The 17421-nt window shown below is 64.7% G+C and carries 16 protein-coding genes and 1 tRNA gene; 10 read left to right on the top strand and 7 right to left on the bottom strand.

All coding sequences use genetic code 11. The annotated features are described in order from the left end of the window. Window positions 1–18: 18 nt before the first annotated feature. From ACQ651_RS10920 to ACQ651_RS10910, 3 genes are read left to right on the top strand one after another with little or no spacing between them, the layout of a single operon-like run. Window positions 19–1530, top strand: coding sequence for an ABC transporter ATP-binding protein (locus ACQ651_RS10920; protein ID WP_430449278.1), 1512 nt, complete (start codon window positions 19–21; stop codon window positions 1528–1530). Beyond that, window positions 1527–2669 (top strand): ABC transporter permease, encoded by a 1143-nt coding sequence (locus tag ACQ651_RS10915; RefSeq protein WP_375551788.1) that lies wholly within the window; start codon window positions 1527–1529, stop codon window positions 2667–2669. Before ACQ651_RS10920 ends, ACQ651_RS10915 begins: the two co-directional genes overlap by 4 nt. After that, on the top strand, window positions 2666–3934 hold the full coding sequence (locus ACQ651_RS10910) for an ABC transporter permease (protein WP_430449277.1): 1269 nt from the start codon (window positions 2666–2668) through the stop codon (window positions 3932–3934). The genes ACQ651_RS10915 and ACQ651_RS10910 overlap by 4 nt, the downstream gene beginning before the upstream one ends. On the opposite strand, the gene ACQ651_RS10905 is transcribed toward ACQ651_RS10910, so the two are convergent. Beyond that, a complete protein-coding gene (locus ACQ651_RS10905) occupies window positions 3935–6532 on the bottom strand; it encodes a cation-translocating P-type ATPase (RefSeq protein WP_430449276.1) in 2598 nt (865 codons plus the stop codon). Window positions 6533–6756: 224 nt separating this feature from the next. Then, window positions 6757–7341 carry a TetR/AcrR family transcriptional regulator gene (locus ACQ651_RS10900; protein WP_375551791.1) on the bottom strand — a complete coding sequence of 195 codons (585 nt, stop codon included), beginning with the start codon at window positions 7339–7341 and terminating at the stop codon, window positions 6757–6759. A gap of 78 nt (window positions 7342–7419) precedes the next feature. Between ACQ651_RS10900 and ACQ651_RS10895 the strand changes: the two genes are divergently transcribed. From ACQ651_RS10895 to ACQ651_RS10865, 7 genes are all read left to right on the top strand, one after another. Further along, the gene (locus ACQ651_RS10895; RefSeq protein WP_430449275.1) at window positions 7420–7668 is read left to right on the top strand and encodes a hypothetical protein; all 249 of its coding nucleotides are present in this window, start codon (window positions 7420–7422) and stop codon (window positions 7666–7668) included. Window positions 7669–7747: 79 nt separating this feature from the next. After that, window positions 7748–9034 (top strand): homoserine dehydrogenase, encoded by a 1287-nt coding sequence (locus tag ACQ651_RS10890; protein WP_227284953.1) that lies wholly within the window; start codon window positions 7748–7750, stop codon window positions 9032–9034. Between the two features lie 89 nt (window positions 9035–9123). Continuing rightward, complete coding sequence (glpX, locus tag ACQ651_RS10885) at window positions 9124–10086, top strand: class II fructose-bisphosphatase (RefSeq protein WP_227284952.1); 963 nt, start codon at window positions 9124–9126, stop codon at window positions 10084–10086. Beyond that, window positions 10083–10646 carry a cysteine hydrolase family protein gene (locus ACQ651_RS10880; protein WP_430449274.1) on the top strand — a complete coding sequence of 188 codons (564 nt, stop codon included), beginning with the start codon at window positions 10083–10085 and terminating at the stop codon, window positions 10644–10646. Before glpX ends, ACQ651_RS10880 begins: the two co-directional genes overlap by 4 nt. After that, window positions 10643–12388 carry a single-stranded-DNA-specific exonuclease RecJ gene (recJ, locus tag ACQ651_RS10875; protein ID WP_430449273.1) on the top strand — a complete coding sequence of 582 codons (1746 nt, stop codon included), beginning with the start codon at window positions 10643–10645 and terminating at the stop codon, window positions 12386–12388. Before ACQ651_RS10880 ends, recJ begins: the two co-directional genes overlap by 4 nt. Window positions 12389–12463: 75 nt before the next feature. Beyond that, window positions 12464–12538 (top strand) — tRNA-Glu (locus tag ACQ651_RS10870). A 272-nt stretch (window positions 12539–12810) separates the two neighbouring features. After that, window positions 12811–13440 (top strand): NYN domain-containing protein, encoded by a 630-nt coding sequence (locus ACQ651_RS10865; RefSeq protein WP_430449272.1) that lies wholly within the window; start codon window positions 12811–12813, stop codon window positions 13438–13440. A gap of 157 nt (window positions 13441–13597) precedes the next feature. Here the strand turns inward: ACQ651_RS10865 and ACQ651_RS10860 are convergent. From ACQ651_RS10860 to ACQ651_RS10840, 5 genes are all read right to left on the bottom strand, one after another. Beyond that, window positions 13598–14769 (bottom strand): IS3 family transposase gene (locus ACQ651_RS10860; protein WP_430448561.1). Its coding sequence is split into 2 segments (ribosomal slippage): window positions 13598–14517 and window positions 14517–14769, totalling 1173 coding nucleotides; the frame shifts between segments, so codons are not numbered across the junction. A 48-nt stretch (window positions 14770–14817) separates the two neighbouring features. After that, window positions 14818–15186 carry a hypothetical protein gene (locus tag ACQ651_RS10855; protein WP_430449271.1) on the bottom strand — a complete coding sequence of 123 codons (369 nt, stop codon included), beginning with the start codon at window positions 15184–15186 and terminating at the stop codon, window positions 14818–14820. 74 nt (window positions 15187–15260) lie between these two features. Then, window positions 15261–15974, bottom strand: coding sequence for a hypothetical protein (locus tag ACQ651_RS10850; RefSeq protein ID WP_430449270.1), 714 nt, complete (start codon window positions 15972–15974; stop codon window positions 15261–15263). Beyond that, entirely contained in the window at window positions 15974–16135 is a 162-nt protein-coding gene (locus ACQ651_RS10845; RefSeq protein ID WP_430449269.1) for a hypothetical protein, read from the bottom strand. The genes ACQ651_RS10850 and ACQ651_RS10845 overlap by 1 nt, the downstream gene beginning before the upstream one ends. A 596-nt stretch (window positions 16136–16731) precedes the next feature. After that, window positions 16732–17379 (bottom strand): hypothetical protein, encoded by a 648-nt coding sequence (locus ACQ651_RS10840; protein ID WP_430449268.1) that lies wholly within the window; start codon window positions 17377–17379, stop codon window positions 16732–16734. Between the last annotated feature and the right edge of the window lie 42 nt (window positions 17380–17421).

Here is a 17421-nt window from a genome sequence, read left to right as displayed (position 1 = left end):
CGAAAGGAGAACGGGCCGATGGAGGTGGAACTGCGTGGCATCACCAAGCGCTTCGGCCCGGTCGTGGCGAACGAGGATGTGAACCTGACGATCCGTCCCGGCGAGGTTCTGGGCCTTCTGGGAGAGAACGGCGCGGGCAAGTCGACGCTGATGAACGTGCTTTGCGGACTTTACCGGCCCGATGCGGGCGAAATCCTCATCGACGGCGCGCCGGTGTCCTTCTCGGGGCCCGGCGATGCCATCGCCGCCGGGATCGGCATGGTGCATCAGCACTTCATGCTGGTTCCGGTTTTCACCGTGGCCGAAAACGTCGTGCTGGGCGTGGAGCCGACGGGCCGTTTCGACCATCTCGACCTTGAGACCGCGCGGCGCAAGGTGCGCGAGATCGGCGAGGAGTACGGGCTCACCGCCGATCCCGACGCGCTGGTCGAGAGCCTGCCGGTCGGCGTTCAGCAACGGGTCGAGATCATCAAGGTCCTGTTCCGTTCGGCCAATGTCCTGATCCTGGACGAACCCACCGCCGTGCTGACCCCGCAGGAGGTGAGCGATTTCTTCGAGATCGTCACCTCGCTGCGCGAAAGCGGCAAGGCGATTGTCTTCATCACCCACAAGCTGAACGAGATCCTGGATATCTCCGACCGGATCAGCGTGCTGCGCGGCGGCCGCATCATCGGCGAAGGCGATCCGCGGCAGATGACCAAGGCGCAGCTTGCCGAGATGATGGTGGGCCGTCCCGTCAGTTTCGATGTGGAGAAAACCCCCTTCGCCCCCGGCGAGGCGCTTCTGGAGGTCGACGGCCTCACCGTGCTGCGCGACAATGGCGAGCGGGCGGTGGACAATGTCAGCCTGTCGGTCCGCAGCGGCGAGGTGGTGGGACTGGCGGGGGTGCAGGGCAACGGCCAGTCGGCGCTGATCGAGGCGATCACCGGGCTGAGCCGGCCGGCGAAGGGCCGGATCAGATTTCTGGGCAAGGATATCACCTCCGCCTCCGTGCGCAGCCGTCACCGCATGGGCATGGCGCATATCCCCGAAGACCGGCAGCATGTGGGGCTGATCCCGGGCTTCACCGTGGCCGAGAACATGGTGCTCGACAGCTATTACGACGACCGGTTTTCCAGCGGTCCGCAGGTTCGGTGGGCCAATGTGCAGGAATGGTCGGCGGGGGCGATCCTCGATTTCGACATCCGCACCCCGTCGGTCTTTGCCGAGGCCGGGCATCTTTCGGGGGGCAATCAGCAAAAGCTGATCGTCGCCCGGGAGCTTGCGCGGGACACGAAATTCGTGGTCGCGGCGCAGCCGACACGCGGGCTGGACGTGGGCTCCATCGAATACATTCACGCAAGGCTGATGGCCGCACGGGCGGAAGGGGACGGCGTGTTGCTGATGTCCTCGGAACTGGACGAGATCCTCGCGCTGGCAGACCGGATTCTGGTGATGTTCAAGGGCCGCATCGTGGCCGAGTTCGACGCCAGCCAGGCCCCGCCCGCGAAATCGGAGATCGGGCTGTCGATGGCGGGGGTGGCGGCATGAGCATGCAGGACACGCTGGACACGGCCACCCGCAAGCTGCTTGAACGCGCCGCCCCCGGGCGGGTGGATTTCGAGAACCTCGTCGTCGTGCCGCTCTTCGCGGTGGTGGCCGCGCTGATCCTTGGTGCGCTGACGATGCTGGCGACCAATGTGGAGCCCGCGACGATCGGACGGTCCTATCTGGCGCTTCTGCAGGGCTCCGTGGGCTCGCTCGGCGCGATCTCGGAGACGTTGACGGCGGCCGCGCCGCTGATCCTTGCCGGGCTCGGGCTTGCGCTCGGGTTCCGCGCCGGGCTCTTCAATATCGGGGCCGAGGGGCAGATCCTCATGGGAGGCATGGCCGCGGTGATCTGCGGTTTCAGCTTTTCGCATCTGCCCTTTGCCGTGCTGATGCCGCTCTGCGTGATTTCGGGCGGTGCGGCGGGGGCTTTCTATGCGTCGATCGCGGGCTGGCTGCGCGCGGCGACCGGCGCCCATGAGGTGATCACGACGATCATGCTCAACATGATATCCTACCGGCTGGTCGATTACATGCTGCGCCTGCCCTGGGTGCAGCGGCCGGGCCGGGCCGATCCGATCTCGCAATCGGTGCCGCCCAATGCCGAACTGCCCGCACTGTTGCAGTGGCTTGACCCGAACCTACGGCTGCATGCCGGGATTTTCCTGACGCTTCTGGCGGTTGTCGTCGTCCATTGGCTGCTGTTCCGCACCAAGCTGGGGTTCGAGTTCCGCGCCAGCGGGGCCAGCCCCGAGGCGGCGCGCTATGCCGGGATGCGGGCGTCGCTGATCATCGTGCTGGCAATGGCGACGGCGGGGATGCTGGCGGGCCTTGCGGGGGCCAATCAGGTCCTCGGCGTCCTTGGCCGCGCCAGCCCCGGCTTTTCCGCAGGGATCGGCTTCGACGCCATCGCCGTGGCGCTTCTGGGCAGATCCCATCCGGTGGGCGTGCTGTTCGCCGGGCTGCTTTTCGGCGCGCTGGAGGCCGGCGGGCGGCAGATGCAGGTGGATGCCGGCGTCAGCATCGACCTGATCGGGATCATTCAGGCGCTGATCATCGTCTTCATCGCGGCGCCGCTTCTGGTGCGGGCGCTCTTTCCCTGGGGCTTTCGGCGTCCCGACAGCGGAGATGGCAGATCATGACCCTCGCAGTCGACAGGCCCGACCCCGCCGCCCCGGTGGTCGACAAGGCCGAAAAACGGCGCGCGCAGATCACCGGCGGCGTGCTGGTCGCGCTGGCCGCCTTCATCGTGCTGGTGTTCGGCGATGCTAGCGGCGACGCGACCTTCCGGCTGTCGCGCCCGCGCGACGTCTGGGTGATCGGCGATCTGGTCGTGCCCGCCCTGCCGGTGATCTACGTGGCTGCGGCGCTCACCGCCTTTCTCGGGGCGCGGCTGTTTCTGCGCGGCGGCGGGCGCTGGGGCACCCTGTCGCTGGGGGCGGGGCTGGCGCTGGCGGTCATCGCCTTCCTGCTCTGGGCCACGGCGGACAACGCCTTTTCGCTCACCGGCATGTTGCAGGCCACCGTCGTGCGCGCGATGCCCATCGCGCTGGGCGCGCTTGCGGCGGTGTTCTGCGAGCGCGTGGCGGTGGTCAATATCGCGATCGAAGGCATGCTGCTGGCCGGGGCCTTCACCGGCGCGCTGATGGGCTCGCTCATCGGCGGCTGGGGCGGGCTTTTATCGGCCGTGGTCGTCGGCGGGATCTTCGGTTTCATCCTCGCCGCGCTGGTGGTGACCTACCGGATGGACCAGATCATCGCGGGCGTGGTCATTAATCTCTTCGTGCTTGGGCTGACCAGCTATGTCTCAAGTCAGGTCTTCGCCGAGATGCGCCATCTCAACAACGCGCCGGTCTTCCGCGCGGTGAAACTGCCGGTTCTGGGCGATATCCCGGTGATCGGCCCGATGCTGTTCCATCAGAACATCTTTGTCTACGGTGCCTTCGTGATGGTGGTCGTCTCCACCTATTACCTGTTTCACACACGCGGCGGTCTCAGGGCCCGGGCTGTGGGCGAACACCCCCGCGCGGCCGACACCCTTGGCATCGACGTCTATTGGACGCGCTATGTCCATGTCACCGTCGGCGGGATGATCGCGGGCTTCGGCGGGGCGTGGTTCACGCTCGGCTCGGTCGGGCGGTTCGACGAGAACATGACCGGCGGCAGAGGCTTCATCGCCCTTGCGGCGATGATCTTCGGCCGCTGGCATCCGGTCGGCGCGCTTCTGGCGGCGCTGGTCTTCGGGTTCAGCGATTCCCTTCAGCAGAAACTCGCGCTGCTGCAAACGCCGATCCCGTCGGAGTTTCTGGCCATGGCCCCCTATGTCGCCACGATCATCGTGGTCGCGGGGCTGATCGGGCGGGCCCGCGCGCCGGCGGCCGACGGCAAACCCTACATAAAGGACTGACTAGGAGGCCTGGGTGGGGACACGCGCGGAGCGGACGTATTTCACCGCCTCGGGCACGGCGATCAGCGGCATCGCCAGCAGCGCGATCAGACCCCATTGCCCGGCCCCGAGCGAAACCGTGCGGAGCAGCGTCTGCAAGGGCGCCCATTCGGTGGCCAGAAGCTGCAGCGACAGCGTGGCCGCCAGCGCCAGCAGCAGGAACGGATTGCTCAGCCAGCCGATCCGGGAACAGGGCCGGGTCAGCGACCGGAACGCGAAGACGCTCATCTTTTCGAACACCACCATGGCGGTGAAGGCCGCCGTGCGGGCCAGATCGACGCCAAGCGGTATCAGGCTGTAGAAGATCCAGAGACTGGCAGCACCCGTATAGGTGCCGAAGGCAAGGATCAGGAGGAACCCGTTGCGCCCGAGGATCGGTTCGTCGCGGCGCCGGGGCGGGCGCGCCATCTGCTCTTTCTCGGCTTTCTCAAGGCCCAGAGCCACCGCGGTGACCCCGTCGGTCACCAGATTCATCCACAGGATCTGCGTCGCCAGAAAGATCAGCGGCCCGCCAAGCACCAGATTGACCGCGATGGCGATCACCTCGCCCGCGTTCGACGACAGAAGGTAGCGCACGAATTTGCGTACATTGTCGAACTGCCGCCGACCCTCGGCGATCGCGCCCACGATGGTTGCGAAATTGTCGTCCAGAAGCACCAGATCGGCCGCATCCTTGGAGGCATCGGTGCCGCGTATGCCCATGGCCACGCCGATATCGGCCCGTTTCAGGGCCGGGGCGTCGTTCACCCCGTCGCCGGTCATCGCCACGATCAGGCCCAGATCCTGAAGCGCCGCGACGATGCGCATCTTGTGGGCGGGCAGGGTGCGCGCGAAAAGCACATCCTCGCTCAGCAGCTCGCGCAGGCCGTCATCCGGCATCCCGTCGATTTCGGGGCCCAGAATGCATCGCGGGCTGCCAAGGCCGAGCCTTGTGGCGATGGCGGCGGCCGTGACCGGGCTGTCGCCGGTGATCATGATGATGCGGATGCCCGCGCGCCTCGCCTCGGCAATGGCGTGCTTCACTTCGGGCCGGGGCGGATCGATCAGCCCGACATGGCCAAGATAGGTCAGCCCGCGCTCGTCCAGATCATCGGCGCCCGCCGCCCGCGCGGCCAGCGCGATGACCCGCAGACCTTGCGCCGCCATGCTCCGGTGGGCCTCCAGCACGGTCTCGCGCAACCCGTCGGTCAGCGGGACCGGCCCATCCGGCGTGAGGATCTCCGACGCGGTCGCAAGCACGGCTTCGGGCGCGCCCTTCATATGCAGCCGGTGGCCATCGGCCGAAGGGGCCACCACGCTCATCCGCTTGCGTTCGCTGGAAAAGTGGCGTTCGGCAATCACGGCGTCGGGGGCAGGGGGCGGTGCCCACCCCTTGTAGGCCAGCGTCACCAGCGCCCCTTCGGTCGGCGCGCCGATCATCACCCAGTCACGGCCTTCCCGGCGCAGACGCGCATGGGTGCAGGTCAGCGCCGTTTCCAGCAATGCGGCCAGGGTCACGTCCTCCGCCGCCCGGACATTCCGGCCGGCCCGTTCGATATGCCCCGCCGGGTCGTAGCCCGTTCCGGTCACGTCATATTCCGCGCCGAGGGTCCAGATCCGCGTCGCCGTCATCTTGTTTTCGGTCAGCGTTCCGGTCTTGTCGGTGCATATGACCGAGGCTGAGCCAAGGGTTTCCACCGCCTGCAAGCGGCGTGCCAGGGCCTTCTTGCGCGCCATCGCCGACGCGCCGAGCGCCAGCGTGATCGTGACGACGGCCGGCAGCCCCTCGGGCACCATCGCCACCGCCAGCGACAGGCCGGTCATGAACATCTCGAACAAGGGCCGCCCGACCGCGGTGCCAAGGCCCACAATGGCCGCCGCGATGACCAGCGCCGCGATGCCAAGCTGCCGGGCCAGACGCGACAGTTGCAGTTGCAGATGGGTCCGTTTCTGGTCGACCAGGCCGGTCAGTTCTGCGATGTTGCCGAATTTCGTCGCGCGGCCGATAGCGGTGACCAGCCCTTCGCCGCGCCCGCTGGTCACGCCGGTTCCCATCAGCAGGGCGCCGCCCTCCGACATGTCGCCGGCGGTTTTCTCCACCGGCACGGATTCGCCCGTGACAACGCTTTCGTCCAGCCTGAGTTCGGTGGCCGATACCAGCCGGATATCGGCCGGCACCGTGTCGCCGGATGCCACGATCACCAGATCGCCCGGCACCAGTTCGCGCGCCGGAATGACGGTTTCCCTGCCGTCGCGCAGCACGAGCGCGCTTGGCGTCAGCATGGAGCGCAGGGCCTCCAGCGCCGTTTCCGCGCGCCATTCCTGAACGAAGCCCAAAATGCCGTTCAGGACCACCACAAGACAGATCGCGATGGCATCCACGGTTTCGCCCAATGCCAGCGCGATCCCCGCCGCCGCAATCAGGATCAGAACGAGCGATCCGGTGAACTGACGCAGCAACACAAGGACCGGAGAGGTTTTCGGAGGCTTGGGAAGCTCGTTCCAGCCATGCGTCTGACGGGCCTCAACCACCGCTTCGGTCGTCAGACCCGTTCTTGACAACGCGATTTGATCGGACATGAGCGGCACCGTTGGCTCAAAGATGTTGGCCGCGGGTTTAGCAATCGCGGCCCGGCGTCGAGTTGCGCGAGATCAATCGGATCGAAGATGGGCGCAGGCAGGCCGTCGGTGAACGGCGGCGGGTGATGAAGACCGCCCGCAGGATGCCGGTCTTTCGGGGTGCGCGCGGAGGCGGAACCGGACGAAAGGTTACGAAAAACCGGAATCCGGGGAGACTTCGTAACCTATTCGACCGCGACCGCCTTGCGCACCATGTCCCAATAGATGCCCTCCACCGCGTCGCGGTCGAGCCGCCCGCCCTCGCGATACCATGTGGTGACGCCGGTCAGCATCGCGATGATCGCCAGCGTCGCGAGCTTGGTGTCGGGCACCGCGAACCGGCCCGTGGAGACACCGCGTTTCAGGATGCTTTCCAGCTGATCCTCATAGGCTTTTCGCAATCCCTCGATCACCGCGAAATTCCGGGGCTCCAGATTGCGCAGTTCCATATAGGCGATGAAGACCAGTTCGGGCCGGGCCAGATGAAACCGGATATGATGCCGGGTGAAGCCCTCCAGCGCCGCTCTTGCGCAGCCCTCGGGCACCTGCCAGTCGGACAGTAACTCCTCCATATGGTCGCGCATGAGATCGAACAAAAGCGTCTGTTTGTCAGGGGTGTAGAGATAAAGCGCGCCCGCCTGAACGCCGACCTCGGCCGCGATCTGGCGCATCGATACCGCCGCGAACCCGTGCCGCGCGAACAGCCGCAAGGCCGCCTGCCGCACTTTCGGGCCCGTGATCTCCGCGTGTGATCCCTGTTTGCGTGCCATGGCGTCACAGTATCTGAACAGATGTTCAATTCAACCCTCGCGCTGGACCTGAAACCAAGGCTGCGCTAGGCCTGTGTCATGCGCTGGATCCTTGCCCTGCCCCTGCTTCTCGCCGCCTGCGGCGACCCGCTGCCGGACCTTGACAGGCCGCTGAGCGATGCCGCGCGCGATGCGGGCTCTCCCGATCTGGTTCCGCTCGGCCCGCTTCTGGCCCGGACAGATACGCTTTTGCCGCGGGACGCGGCGGCGGAGGGCCAGGGCCTAGAGGCCCGCGCCGCCGATTTGCGTAGACGTGCCAATGCCTTGCGGCGGATGGAGCTGCCCTGAGACCTCAGCCGCGTTGCATGCCTTCGCGATAGAAGCTAACAGGGGCGCCAGCCCGATCCCGCCCTTGAAGGAGCCTCCGATGACTGACACGCTGCGCCTTGGCATCGCCGGTCTTGGAACCGTGGGCGTGGGGGTGGTGAAGATCATCCAGCGCCAGGCAGATCTGCTGACCGCGCGCACCGGTAGGCGGATCGAGATCACTGCCGTCTCGGCCCGGTCCCGCGACAAGGATCGCGGCGTGAACACCGCCAAATACGCCTGGGAAGACGACCCGGTGGCGCTGGCCGTGCGGGACGATATCGACATGTTCGTGGAGCTTATGGGCGGCAGCGACGGCCCGGCCAAGGCCGCGACCGAGGCTGCGATTGCCGCGGGCAAGGATGTGGTCACCGCCAACAAGGCGCTTCTGGCGCTGCATGGTCAGGAGCTTGCGATGGCGGCGGAGGCGCGGAATGTCGCCCTGCGCTATGAGGCGGCGGTAGCCGGGGGCATTCCGGTGATCAAGGCCCTGACCGAAGGGCTGGCCGGGAACGAGATCACTCGTGTCGCCGGGGTCATGAACGGCACCTGCAACTACATCCTGACCCAGATGGACGCGACGGGGCAGGGCTATAACGCGCTGTTCGAGGAATGCGGGCGGCTTGGCTATCTGGAGGCCGATCCGAACCTTGACGTGGGCGGTATCGATGCGGGCCACAAGCTGGCGCTTCTGGCCGCGATCGCCTTCGGAACCCGGGTCGATTTCGACGCGGTGGTGTTGCAGGGCATCCAGTCGATCACCTTGCAGGACATCCGGCGCGCGGGCGACATGGGCTACAAGATCAAGCTTCTGGGCGTGGCCCAGATGACCGGCCGCGGCCTGGAACAGCGGATGACACCCTGCCTTGTGCCCGCAAGCTCCCCGCTCGGCCAGTTGGAGGGGGGCACGAACATGATCGTGCTGGAGGGCGACAGCGTGGGCCAGATCGTTCTGCGCGGCGCGGGCGCCGGCGAAGGCCCCACCGCCAGCGCGGTCCTGTCCGATATCTGCGACATCGCGCGGGGCATCCGCCTGCCCACATTCGGCCGGCCCGCGGCCCAGCTGAAGGCCGCACCGCCGGCCTCGGCGGCATCGCCTGCGCCCTATTACCTGCGGCTGACCCTGAAGGACAAACCCGGCGCGCTGGCCAAGGTGGCGACCGTTCTGGGCGACAATGGCATCTCCATCGACCGGATGCGCCAGTACGACCATCCCGATCAGGACGTGCCGGTGCTGATCGTGACCCATGTCACCGCGCGCCCGTCGCTGGACGCGGCCCTTGCCGCACTTCCCGCCACCGGCGTCGTGGAGGGGGAACCGGTCGCGCTCCGGATCGAGGACGTCTGAGCCACCGTTAGCGCCCCCATCCTTGCCCCTTCAGCCGGGCACGGATACGAACGATGCATTCTTGTCCTGCTGCCCGGGAAGGCCACTCCATGAACACCCCGAAAGATTTCAACGACCGCATGCTGTCCCTGGGCCTCGCCCGCGTGTCGGAGGCCGCGGCGATGGCCTCGGCCCGGCTGATCGGCCATGGCGACGAGAAGGCCGCCGATCAGGCCGCCGTCAATGCCATGCGGGAGCAGTTGAACAAGCTGGATATTCAGGGCGTCGTGGTCATCGGCGAGGGGGAGCGGGACGAGGCGCCGATGCTGTATATCGGTGAAGAGGTCGGCAATGGCGAAGGCCCGCCCGTGGATATCGCCCTTGACCCGCTTGAGGGCACCACGCTGACCGCGAAGGATATGCCCAACGCGCTGACCGTGATCGCGATGGGGCCGCGCGGCTCCATGCTGCACGCGCCGGATGTCTATATGGACAAGCTCGCCATCGGCCCCGGCTACCGGCAGGGCGTGGTGACGATGGACATGTCGCCCGCCGAACGGGTGAGCGCGCTGGCCGCCGCCAAGGGCTGTTCCACCGAGAACATCACCGTTTGCGTTCTGGAACGCCCGCGCCACGAGACGATGATCGAGGAGCTGCGCAGCACCGGCTGCGCGATCCGCCTGATCACCGATGGGGATGTGGCCGGTGTCATGCATTGCGCGGAAGCCACCACCGGCATCGACATGTATATGGGCTCCGGCGGCGCGCCCGAGGGCGTTCTGGCCGCAGCCGCGCTGAAATGCATGGGCGGGCAGATGTACGGCAAGCTCCTGTTCCGCAACGACGACGAAAAGGCGCGGGCGAAGAAGGCTGGGATCACCAATCTCGACCGGGTCTATACCCGTGACGACATGGTCACGCAGGATGTGATTTTCGCGGCCACGGGCGTCACCGACGGCTCCATCGTGCCGGGGATCCGGCGCGAGGTCGGCTATCTGACCGCCGAGACGATCCTGATGCGCTCGAAAACCGGATCGGTCCGGCGGATGAGCTACCGCAACCCGGTGAAATGAGCGCCGCTGCGCTGCTCCTGATCGACATTCAGGCGGGCTTCGACAGCCCCGTCTGGGGTGCCCGGAACAACCCTGAGGCCGAAGGCAACGCGGCGCGTCTCCTCGCCGCGTGGCGGGCGGCGGCGGCGCCCGTTATCCATGTCCGCCATGTGAGCGTGGAGCCCGGCAGCCCGCTTGGCCCCGGGCCCGGCAGCGAGATCAAGACCGAGGTGGCGCCCCGGACCGGGGAACCGGTTTTCGAGAAATCCGTCAACAGCGCCTTCATCGGCACCGGGCTGGAGGAGCATCTGCGGGGCCACAGGATCGACCGGCTGGTGATCTGCGGCCTGACCACGCCGCATTGCGTCTCGACCACCGTGCGGATGGCGGCCAATCTGGGCTTCGGGGTGCGGCTGGCCCACGACGCCTGCGCCAGTTTCGCAGCCAACGCGCGGACCGACTGGGCCGTCGGGCTGGCCCCGCTGGACGCCGAGGCGATTCATGCCGGTGCCCTGTCGCATCTGCATGGCGAGTTCGCCACTGCCCTTTCCACGGATGCCGTGCTAACCCAAGGCCCATGACCGCCTTTCTCGGGATCGAAACCTCGCTGACCGGACGCCGCTGGGTCGGGCCGCCGCCCGAGACGGCGCGCCTGGCCGACGCGCTTCAGCAGCAGGCCGGCCTGCCGCCCGCCGTGGCGCTGGTTCTGGCGCGCCGGGGTGTCACGCCCGAGACGGTGGAGGGGTTTCTGGCCCCCGCCCTGCGGGACCTGCTGCCCGACCCCATGGGCCTGCGCGATATGGGTGCCGCCGCCGACCGGTTGCTGGCGGCCCTGAAAACCCGCGAGCGGATCGCGATCTTCGCCGATTACGATGTCGATGGCGGCGCGTCGGCGGCGTTGCTTCTGGACTGGCTCCGGCAAAGCGGCCACGATGCGACGCTTTATGTCCCCGACCGGATCGACGAAGGCTATGGCCCCAATGATACGGCGATGGCGGGGCTCGCGGAAACTCACGATCTGATCGTCTGCGTCGATTGCGGCACACTCAGCCACGGGCCGATCGCGGCGGCGGGCGGCGCGGATGTCGTGGTGCTGGATCACCATCTGGCGGGCCCGGATCTGCCGGATTGCGTGGCCGTGGTGAACCCGAACCGGCAGGACGAAACCGGCGATCTGGGGCATCTTTGCGCGGCGGGCGTTGTCTTTCTGCTGCTGGTCGAGATGAACCGCCGGCAGCGGCTGGCGGGCGTTACCGGCCCCGACCTGATGGCGATGCTCGATCTTGTGGCGCTGGCCACCGTGGCCGATGTGGCGCAGTTGAGCGGCGTGAACCGCGCCTTCGTGCGGCAGGGGCTGAGCGTCATGGCCCGGCGTGCGCGGCCCGGGCTGGTGGCGCTGGCCGATGTGGCGCGGCTCGATCGCGGCCCCACATCCTACCATCTGGGCTTCGTCTTCGGCCCGCGGGTGAATGCGGGCGGCCGGATCGGGCAGGCGGATCTGGGTGCCCGGCTTCTGGCCACCCGCGATCCGGGCGAGGCCGCGGAGCTGGCCAGACGGCTGGACGAGCTGAACACCGACCGGCGCGAGATCGAGGCGCGGGTGCGCGACGCGGCACTCGCTCAGGCCGAGACCAGGGGGCTGGAGGGCCCGCTTGTCTGGGCCGCCGCGGACGGATGGCATCCCGGTGTCGTCGGCATCGTCGCCAGCCGGCTGAAAGAGGCCACGAACCGGCCCGCCGTGGTGATCGGTTTCGACGGTGACGAGGGCAAGGGCTCGGGCCGGTCGGTCTCGGGCGTCGATCTGGGGGCCTCGGTCCAGCGGCTCGCGGCCGAAGGATTTCTGCTCAAGGGGGGCGGGCACCGGATGGCGGCCGGTCTCAGCCTGACCCGCGACGCCCTTGAGCCGGCCATGACGCGGCTGGCGGAGCTTCTGGGCAAGCAGGGGGCGGGGGAGGGCGGCCCTGCCGATCTGCGGCTGGATGGCGTGCTGATGCCCGCGGGCGCCACGCCCGACCTGATCGAGCAGCTGGACGCCGCAGGGCCCTTCGGCGCCGGGGCGCCCGCGCCGCGATTTGTCTTTCCGGCCATGCGCGTGGCCTTCACCAAACCGGTCGGCGACGGCCATTTGAAGCTGGGCTTCACCGATGGCGGCCCGGTATCGGTCGAGGCGATCTGTTTCAACGCGGCCCAGTCCGGGCTGGGCCCCGAGCTTGAAAATCATGGCGGGCGGCAGGTGCATCTGGCCGGCCGAGTAGAGATCAACCACTGGCAAGGCCGCCAGAGGGTGCAGCTGCGTCTGGAGGACGCGGCCTGGGTGGCGTGAAATAGCCTGCGGAAAGGCAAAGAATCCCCTTGCGCGCCCCGACCGCTTTGCCTAGAAACCGCCCACGCCAAGCGCGGCCCGTTCGTCTATCGGTTAGGACGCCAGGTTTTCAACCTGGAAAGAGGGGTTCGATTCCCCTACGGGCTGCCACTTGTCCACACAAGATACTGTTTTTGCTTGAGAATTTTTAGCATTGATTTCTCTGCCTAAGCGTTGCCTTGGAATGGGAAGACCCGGAAACGCCCCCGACAGATGCGCATCGCGCTCACGAAGACGTGATCCGAATGTAACGTACGGTGCGCCCGCAATACTCTACCGCTTGACCTTTTGTTAATCCGATTGCATATACTTGGGACGACTAGCCCCCCGTCGGACTTGGCCGTAACTGGTCCCCGGCGGGGTTTTCGTTTCTGAGGTACTGCATGGCGGACAAACCTGTCACAAAATACGCGATGGGTTTCTTTGACGCTCAAAACCTCTATCGACACGCTAAAGACGCGTTCGGCCACATACATCCCAACTTTGATCCTAAGAAGCTTCACGCTGCGGTTTGCGCGGCGCACGGTTGGACGCCAAACCTGACGCGCTTCTATACTGGTGTGCCGGAAATGTCGCGCAGTGAAATGTGGACCGGCTACTGGAACAACCGCGTTATGGCGCTCAAACGTGCTGGTGTGAATGTCACTACGCGGAAGCTACGATACCACGACGACCACGTTGAGTTGCCCGACGGAACTTTTGAAACGGTAACTTCGGTGCAAGAAAAGGGCGTAGACGTTCGATTGGCTCTGGACGTTGTGAAGCTGGCACGCCTCAGAAACTACGACGTCGCAGTGATTTACAGCCAAGATCAAGACTTGTGCGAAGTCGTCGAAGAAGTACGAGAGATTGCCAAGGAACAAAACCGCGCCATTGAAATATGTTGTGCGTTTCCTGCTGGTGGCGGCGCTACGTCCCGTCGGGGTATTGATCGAACCCAATGGTTCAAGATGGACGAAACCTTCTACAATGCTTGCCTAGACCCGCACGATTATCGCCCAGCGAAGAAGTAGAAAAGCCGCCCCCGAAGGGACGGCAGTTGGGCACTCTTGCGGAGTTGGTCAGGCCACAGCGGCGTAGGTGCTGCGGCAAACTTCTAGGGTGCGGGCGCGATCCGACGCGGTGACTGTATAGAGCGTGACGTGACCCCCAGCTTTCCCCCAGCTGGGATTAGAGCCGGGCGGTTGTTTTGCGCATCAGCGCGGTTGAAGCAATGGGCTGCGTAGCGGAGCCCGTAGGGCGTAGCGAAGCAGGCCATTGCTTATGCAGTTCAGCGGCGAACGCCGCCGGGGTTGCGTAGCCAAGGGACGAGTGTGGCCTCTCTTGGTTGTAATCCTCGACCCAAGCAGCGATCTCGACCCGTGCGTGAGCCATGCTGAGGAACAGGGTCTCGTTCAGCAGCTCGTCGCGCATGCGGCCGTTAAAGCTCTCGACGTAGCCGTTCTGCATCGGCTTGCCCGGCGCGATGTAATGCCACTCCACCCCGATCTCGCCGCACCATGCGAGCACGGCATTGCTGGTGAGCTCGGTGCCATTGTCGCTAATGATCATGCCCGGCTTGCCGCGCTGGGCGATCAGCTGGGTCAGCTCGCGCACGACACGGTGCCCGGAGATCGAGGTGTCCGGCACAGCCGCCAGGCACTCGCGCGTCACGTCATCGACCACGTTGAGCACACGGAACCGGCGGCCCGTCATGATCTGGTCGTGCACGAAGTCCAGGCTCCAGCGCTGGTTGGGCAGAGCCAGCACCGCAGCAGGTGCTCTGATGCCCACAGCACGCTTGCGGCTGCGTCGCCGCCTCACTGCAAGCCCTTCCTCCTTATAGAGCCGTTGGGTCTTCTTCCGGTTGATCATCACGCCCTCCCGGCGCAGCAGGATATGCAGGCGACGGTAGCCGAACCGGCGACGCTGGTTGGCCAGATCGCGCAGCTTCTCGCGCAGAGCACCGTCATCATCCCGGATGGAACGATAGCGCACGCTCTTGCGATCAGCATCGATGACACGGCACGCCCGCCGCTCGCTCATCCCGTGGCACGCCTGGAGATGAGCGGCAGCTTCCCGCTTCGCGGCGGGCGTCACCACTTTTTTGAAAGAAGATCCTTCAGCGCAACGTTGTCCAGCATCGTGTCGGCCAGCAGCCGCTTGAGCCTGGCGTTCTCGCTCTCGAGCTCTCGCAGGCGCCGGGCCTCGGATACCTCCAGCCCACCATACTTGGCCTTCCAGTTGTAGATCGTCGCTTCCGACACACCATGCCGCCGGGCCAGATCAGCGGTCTTCGCGCCCGCCTCCGCCTCCTTCAGCACGCCAATAATCTGCTCTTCTGAAAACCTCACACGCTTCATCGTCTGTCCTTCCTTCAAGGCCAGACTCTAATCGCTCGTGGAGGAAAATCAGGGGGTCACGTCAAGCGGAACCGCTATCAAGGCGGTTTCGGTCAGGTCTACGGACAAGCCTTCGGCGGCAAGGGCTGCGTTGATCGTGGTCGCGGGCGAGGCAATGCCCACAGCAAGCACGCCTGGCACGTCCCATCGGCTTTCCGGCACATGGTGCAGGATGTGGTGCAGGCGCTCGGAAACGGCTGGCAGGGCCGCACATGACCAGCCTAGACGCTGATCCATCACCGGGGCGGTTAGGGCCACTGTGGGCACGGACAAGGGCAACTGGCGCTCCCCTAGCCCGCTCCAATCTGGGTAGGCCGCAACGGCGGGGTCAACCGGCCAGAGGCACGCATAGGGCGGCACCTGAACGTAGCCGTGCATGGGCGCGGGCCGCTTCGCCGGGCTACTGGCCGTAATCCATGCGACCAGCTTTGATATGTCCGTCGCGGCGGTCACTACGACACCGCAGAATTTTCAGCTTCGGCAACGACTTCTTCGTTGAAATACGACGAATAAATATCACCGATAACTGCGTCGTAGCCTTTGACGGCCTTGCCGACGTTTAAGCCCTCATTCAGCATTTCCCAACCCTTCGGTGCCCACAATTCAGCGGCCTTACCGGCCATGATGGTGTGAACGTCCTTGGACATGTTCAAAAGCTGTGCGGGGCTATGGTAGATAGCTGCGGCAATCGGCAGGCTGTCACGATAGCCTTCGTTGATCCGAGCCAAGCCTTCCGGCGTGCCCTTGTTGTCGCGCACCCATTGGCGCACTTCCGAATACAGGTATCCGTATTCGTCCTTCGGCCCAAGGGTGCTTTCGACCATCTGTCCACCTTCGGCAGTGAGTTCGTCGGCAATCTTGGCGACATGCTCTTGGGTGCGCCGAATATCTGCGCCAATGATGTTGGCAAGGTCGCGGGCGAAAAGGTGTTTCTGGTATTGGTTCTTGGTCTTATCACCGGCTACGCGCGACGCCTTTTCGGTCATTTCCTTGATCCGGGCAATCTGGCCTTCCACGTCCTTTTGAATGGACGGGTATTTGACCCCAAGTTTTAGGCCAAGATACGTTGAAAGCCGAAGCTTTTGCATCGTTTCTTCGCGGCCCCGGACAAGCGACAGGTTGCTGCCAAGATTGCTTCCGATTGTCGCTTTTCCCATGACGTTCATTATTCCGGTCCTTCTTCTGATTTGAATGCGTCGGCCACCAGCTTTTCTTGCTGCGCCAACAGTGCGGCGGGCCAATCCGTGAAATGCGGCACCATCATTACCTTGGTGCCTTTGGTCGGCATGGGGCCGATAACTGCACCGGTTTCAGCGTCATATTCCACGACGGAACTGCGAACCCGAACGGGCGCGCGATTGCGGCTCTCCAGCTTGGCGACGCGTGCGGCTAGACCCCTCATTGCTTTGCCTCTAACTTTTCAATTCGGGCTTGCAGGTCCGAAGTTTCTAGGATTTTCGCAATCTGCGTCAGGATAAAGCAAAGCTTGCTGGCCGTTTCGATAGGAAGCTTTCCGCCCCGTGTTTCTCTGTAAACCGCGACCATCTGGGCGCGCACTTCGTGAATATCCCGCAGGGGGCAGCGCACTCGCTTTTCAGAGGGGGTGGTAGGGTCCGAACTATCGTCAACAGGTGCAAGCATTTCGTCTTCTCGGGGCTGGAAAAGGGTACCAATTACGGGCGGCTTACGAAGCATAAGCGGGGCAATTGCAGGCCGATCAAGCGAATTCAGGCTTGGAAATCAAAGCAGACAAATGCAGACACAAATAGTTTTCGCGAACGGTCACGCGACGATATTGCGGCCCGATATTAGGCGGGGCTTAGGCAGGGCAAACACGTCAGGAAAATACTGATTCGTTACATGTGGTTGCGGCGTTGAATGGCAGCCCGCACGGCTACCAAGCCTTGCCCACACGTCCTACGACTAGCCTTGCCGTTCGCTTAGAGCCTTCGCCATGACCGACGGGTATTGGAACCGTGGTTGCCATTTCTCTTGCGGCACGAACCCCAAGCCGACACGACGCCATGATACGACGTAGCGTTTCTTTTCAAGGCTTGCTTTGTATTCGGCGGTATCGACCCCCTTTATATCGTCTAGGTAGTCGAGATACCGCGCGAAGGTGGTCATGGGGTGTTCTTCGGCAAAGCCGTCGTCGTCCCAGCTTGTGCGGTAGTAGCTGGCAAGGAACGCGTCGCTTCGCAGCTTCCACAGTTCATATTCTACGATCCGCTGCAACGGGAACGGCGTGTGATCTACCAAGCCGAAAACCATGCGCAAGGTCATATCCTTGAGATACTTGTCCATGTATGCGCCGCCTTGACGCGTAAAGGCTTCGGCGAAGTTATCGACCATGCGCCGGGCACCGTCTTCCACAAGACCTTTATGGCCTTCGTTCCATCTACGGTTATGCGACGCGTGGAACATGTCCCGCACAAGCTGCACATACATCGCCATGTGCGAACCCTGTGTGATGAAAGGTGGCTTTCGCCCCGCTGCTGTTTCGGTTTCGATCACGAACCCGCCGATGAATTCGACAAACTCATTCGGAACGCTTCTCAATTCATACGACATTGCTTCGTTCCTTTCTGCGTCGGCTTTTCGTTGTTGCTTGGG

Source organism: Rhodophyticola sp. (assembly GCF_965284195.1).
GTDB lineage: Bacteria > Pseudomonadota > Alphaproteobacteria > Rhodobacterales > Rhodobacteraceae > Rhodophyticola.
The sequence above is the reverse complement of the archived record's forward strand: the minus strand, read 5'-3'. Positions and strand labels throughout refer to the sequence as shown.

Excerpts from the sequence above, each read along its gene's own strand:
- ACQ651_RS10920 (WP_430449278.1), top strand. The coding sequence starts at position 19 with ATGGAGGTGGAACTGCGTGGCATCACCAAGCGCTTCGGCCCGGTCGTG.
- ACQ651_RS10915 (WP_375551788.1), top strand. The coding sequence starts at position 1,527 with ATGAGCATGCAGGACACGCTGGACACGGCCACCCGCAAGCTGCTTGAA.
- ACQ651_RS10910 (WP_430449277.1), top strand. The coding sequence starts at position 2,666 with ATGACCCTCGCAGTCGACAGGCCCGACCCCGCCGCCCCGGTGGTCGAC.
- ACQ651_RS10905 (WP_430449276.1), bottom strand. The coding sequence starts at position 6,532 with ATGTCCGATCAAATCGCGTTGTCAAGAACGGGTCTGACGACCGAAGCG.
- ACQ651_RS10900 (WP_375551791.1), bottom strand. The coding sequence starts at position 7,341 with ATGGCACGCAAACAGGGATCACACGCGGAGATCACGGGCCCGAAAGTG.
- ACQ651_RS10895 (WP_430449275.1), top strand. The coding sequence starts at position 7,420 with ATGCGCTGGATCCTTGCCCTGCCCCTGCTTCTCGCCGCCTGCGGCGAC.
- ACQ651_RS10890 (WP_227284953.1), top strand. The coding sequence starts at position 7,748 with ATGACTGACACGCTGCGCCTTGGCATCGCCGGTCTTGGAACCGTGGGC.
- glpX (WP_227284952.1), top strand. The coding sequence starts at position 9,124 with ATGAACACCCCGAAAGATTTCAACGACCGCATGCTGTCCCTGGGCCTC.
- ACQ651_RS10880 (WP_430449274.1), top strand. The coding sequence starts at position 10,083 with ATGAGCGCCGCTGCGCTGCTCCTGATCGACATTCAGGCGGGCTTCGAC.
- recJ (WP_430449273.1), top strand. The coding sequence starts at position 10,643 with ATGACCGCCTTTCTCGGGATCGAAACCTCGCTGACCGGACGCCGCTGG.
- ACQ651_RS10865 (WP_430449272.1), top strand. The coding sequence starts at position 12,811 with ATGGCGGACAAACCTGTCACAAAATACGCGATGGGTTTCTTTGACGCT.
- ACQ651_RS10855 (WP_430449271.1), bottom strand. The coding sequence starts at position 15,186 with ATGCACGGCTACGTTCAGGTGCCGCCCTATGCGTGCCTCTGGCCGGTT.
- ACQ651_RS10850 (WP_430449270.1), bottom strand. The coding sequence starts at position 15,974 with ATGAACGTCATGGGAAAAGCGACAATCGGAAGCAATCTTGGCAGCAAC.
- ACQ651_RS10840 (WP_430449268.1), bottom strand. The coding sequence starts at position 17,379 with ATGTCGTATGAATTGAGAAGCGTTCCGAATGAGTTTGTCGAATTCATC.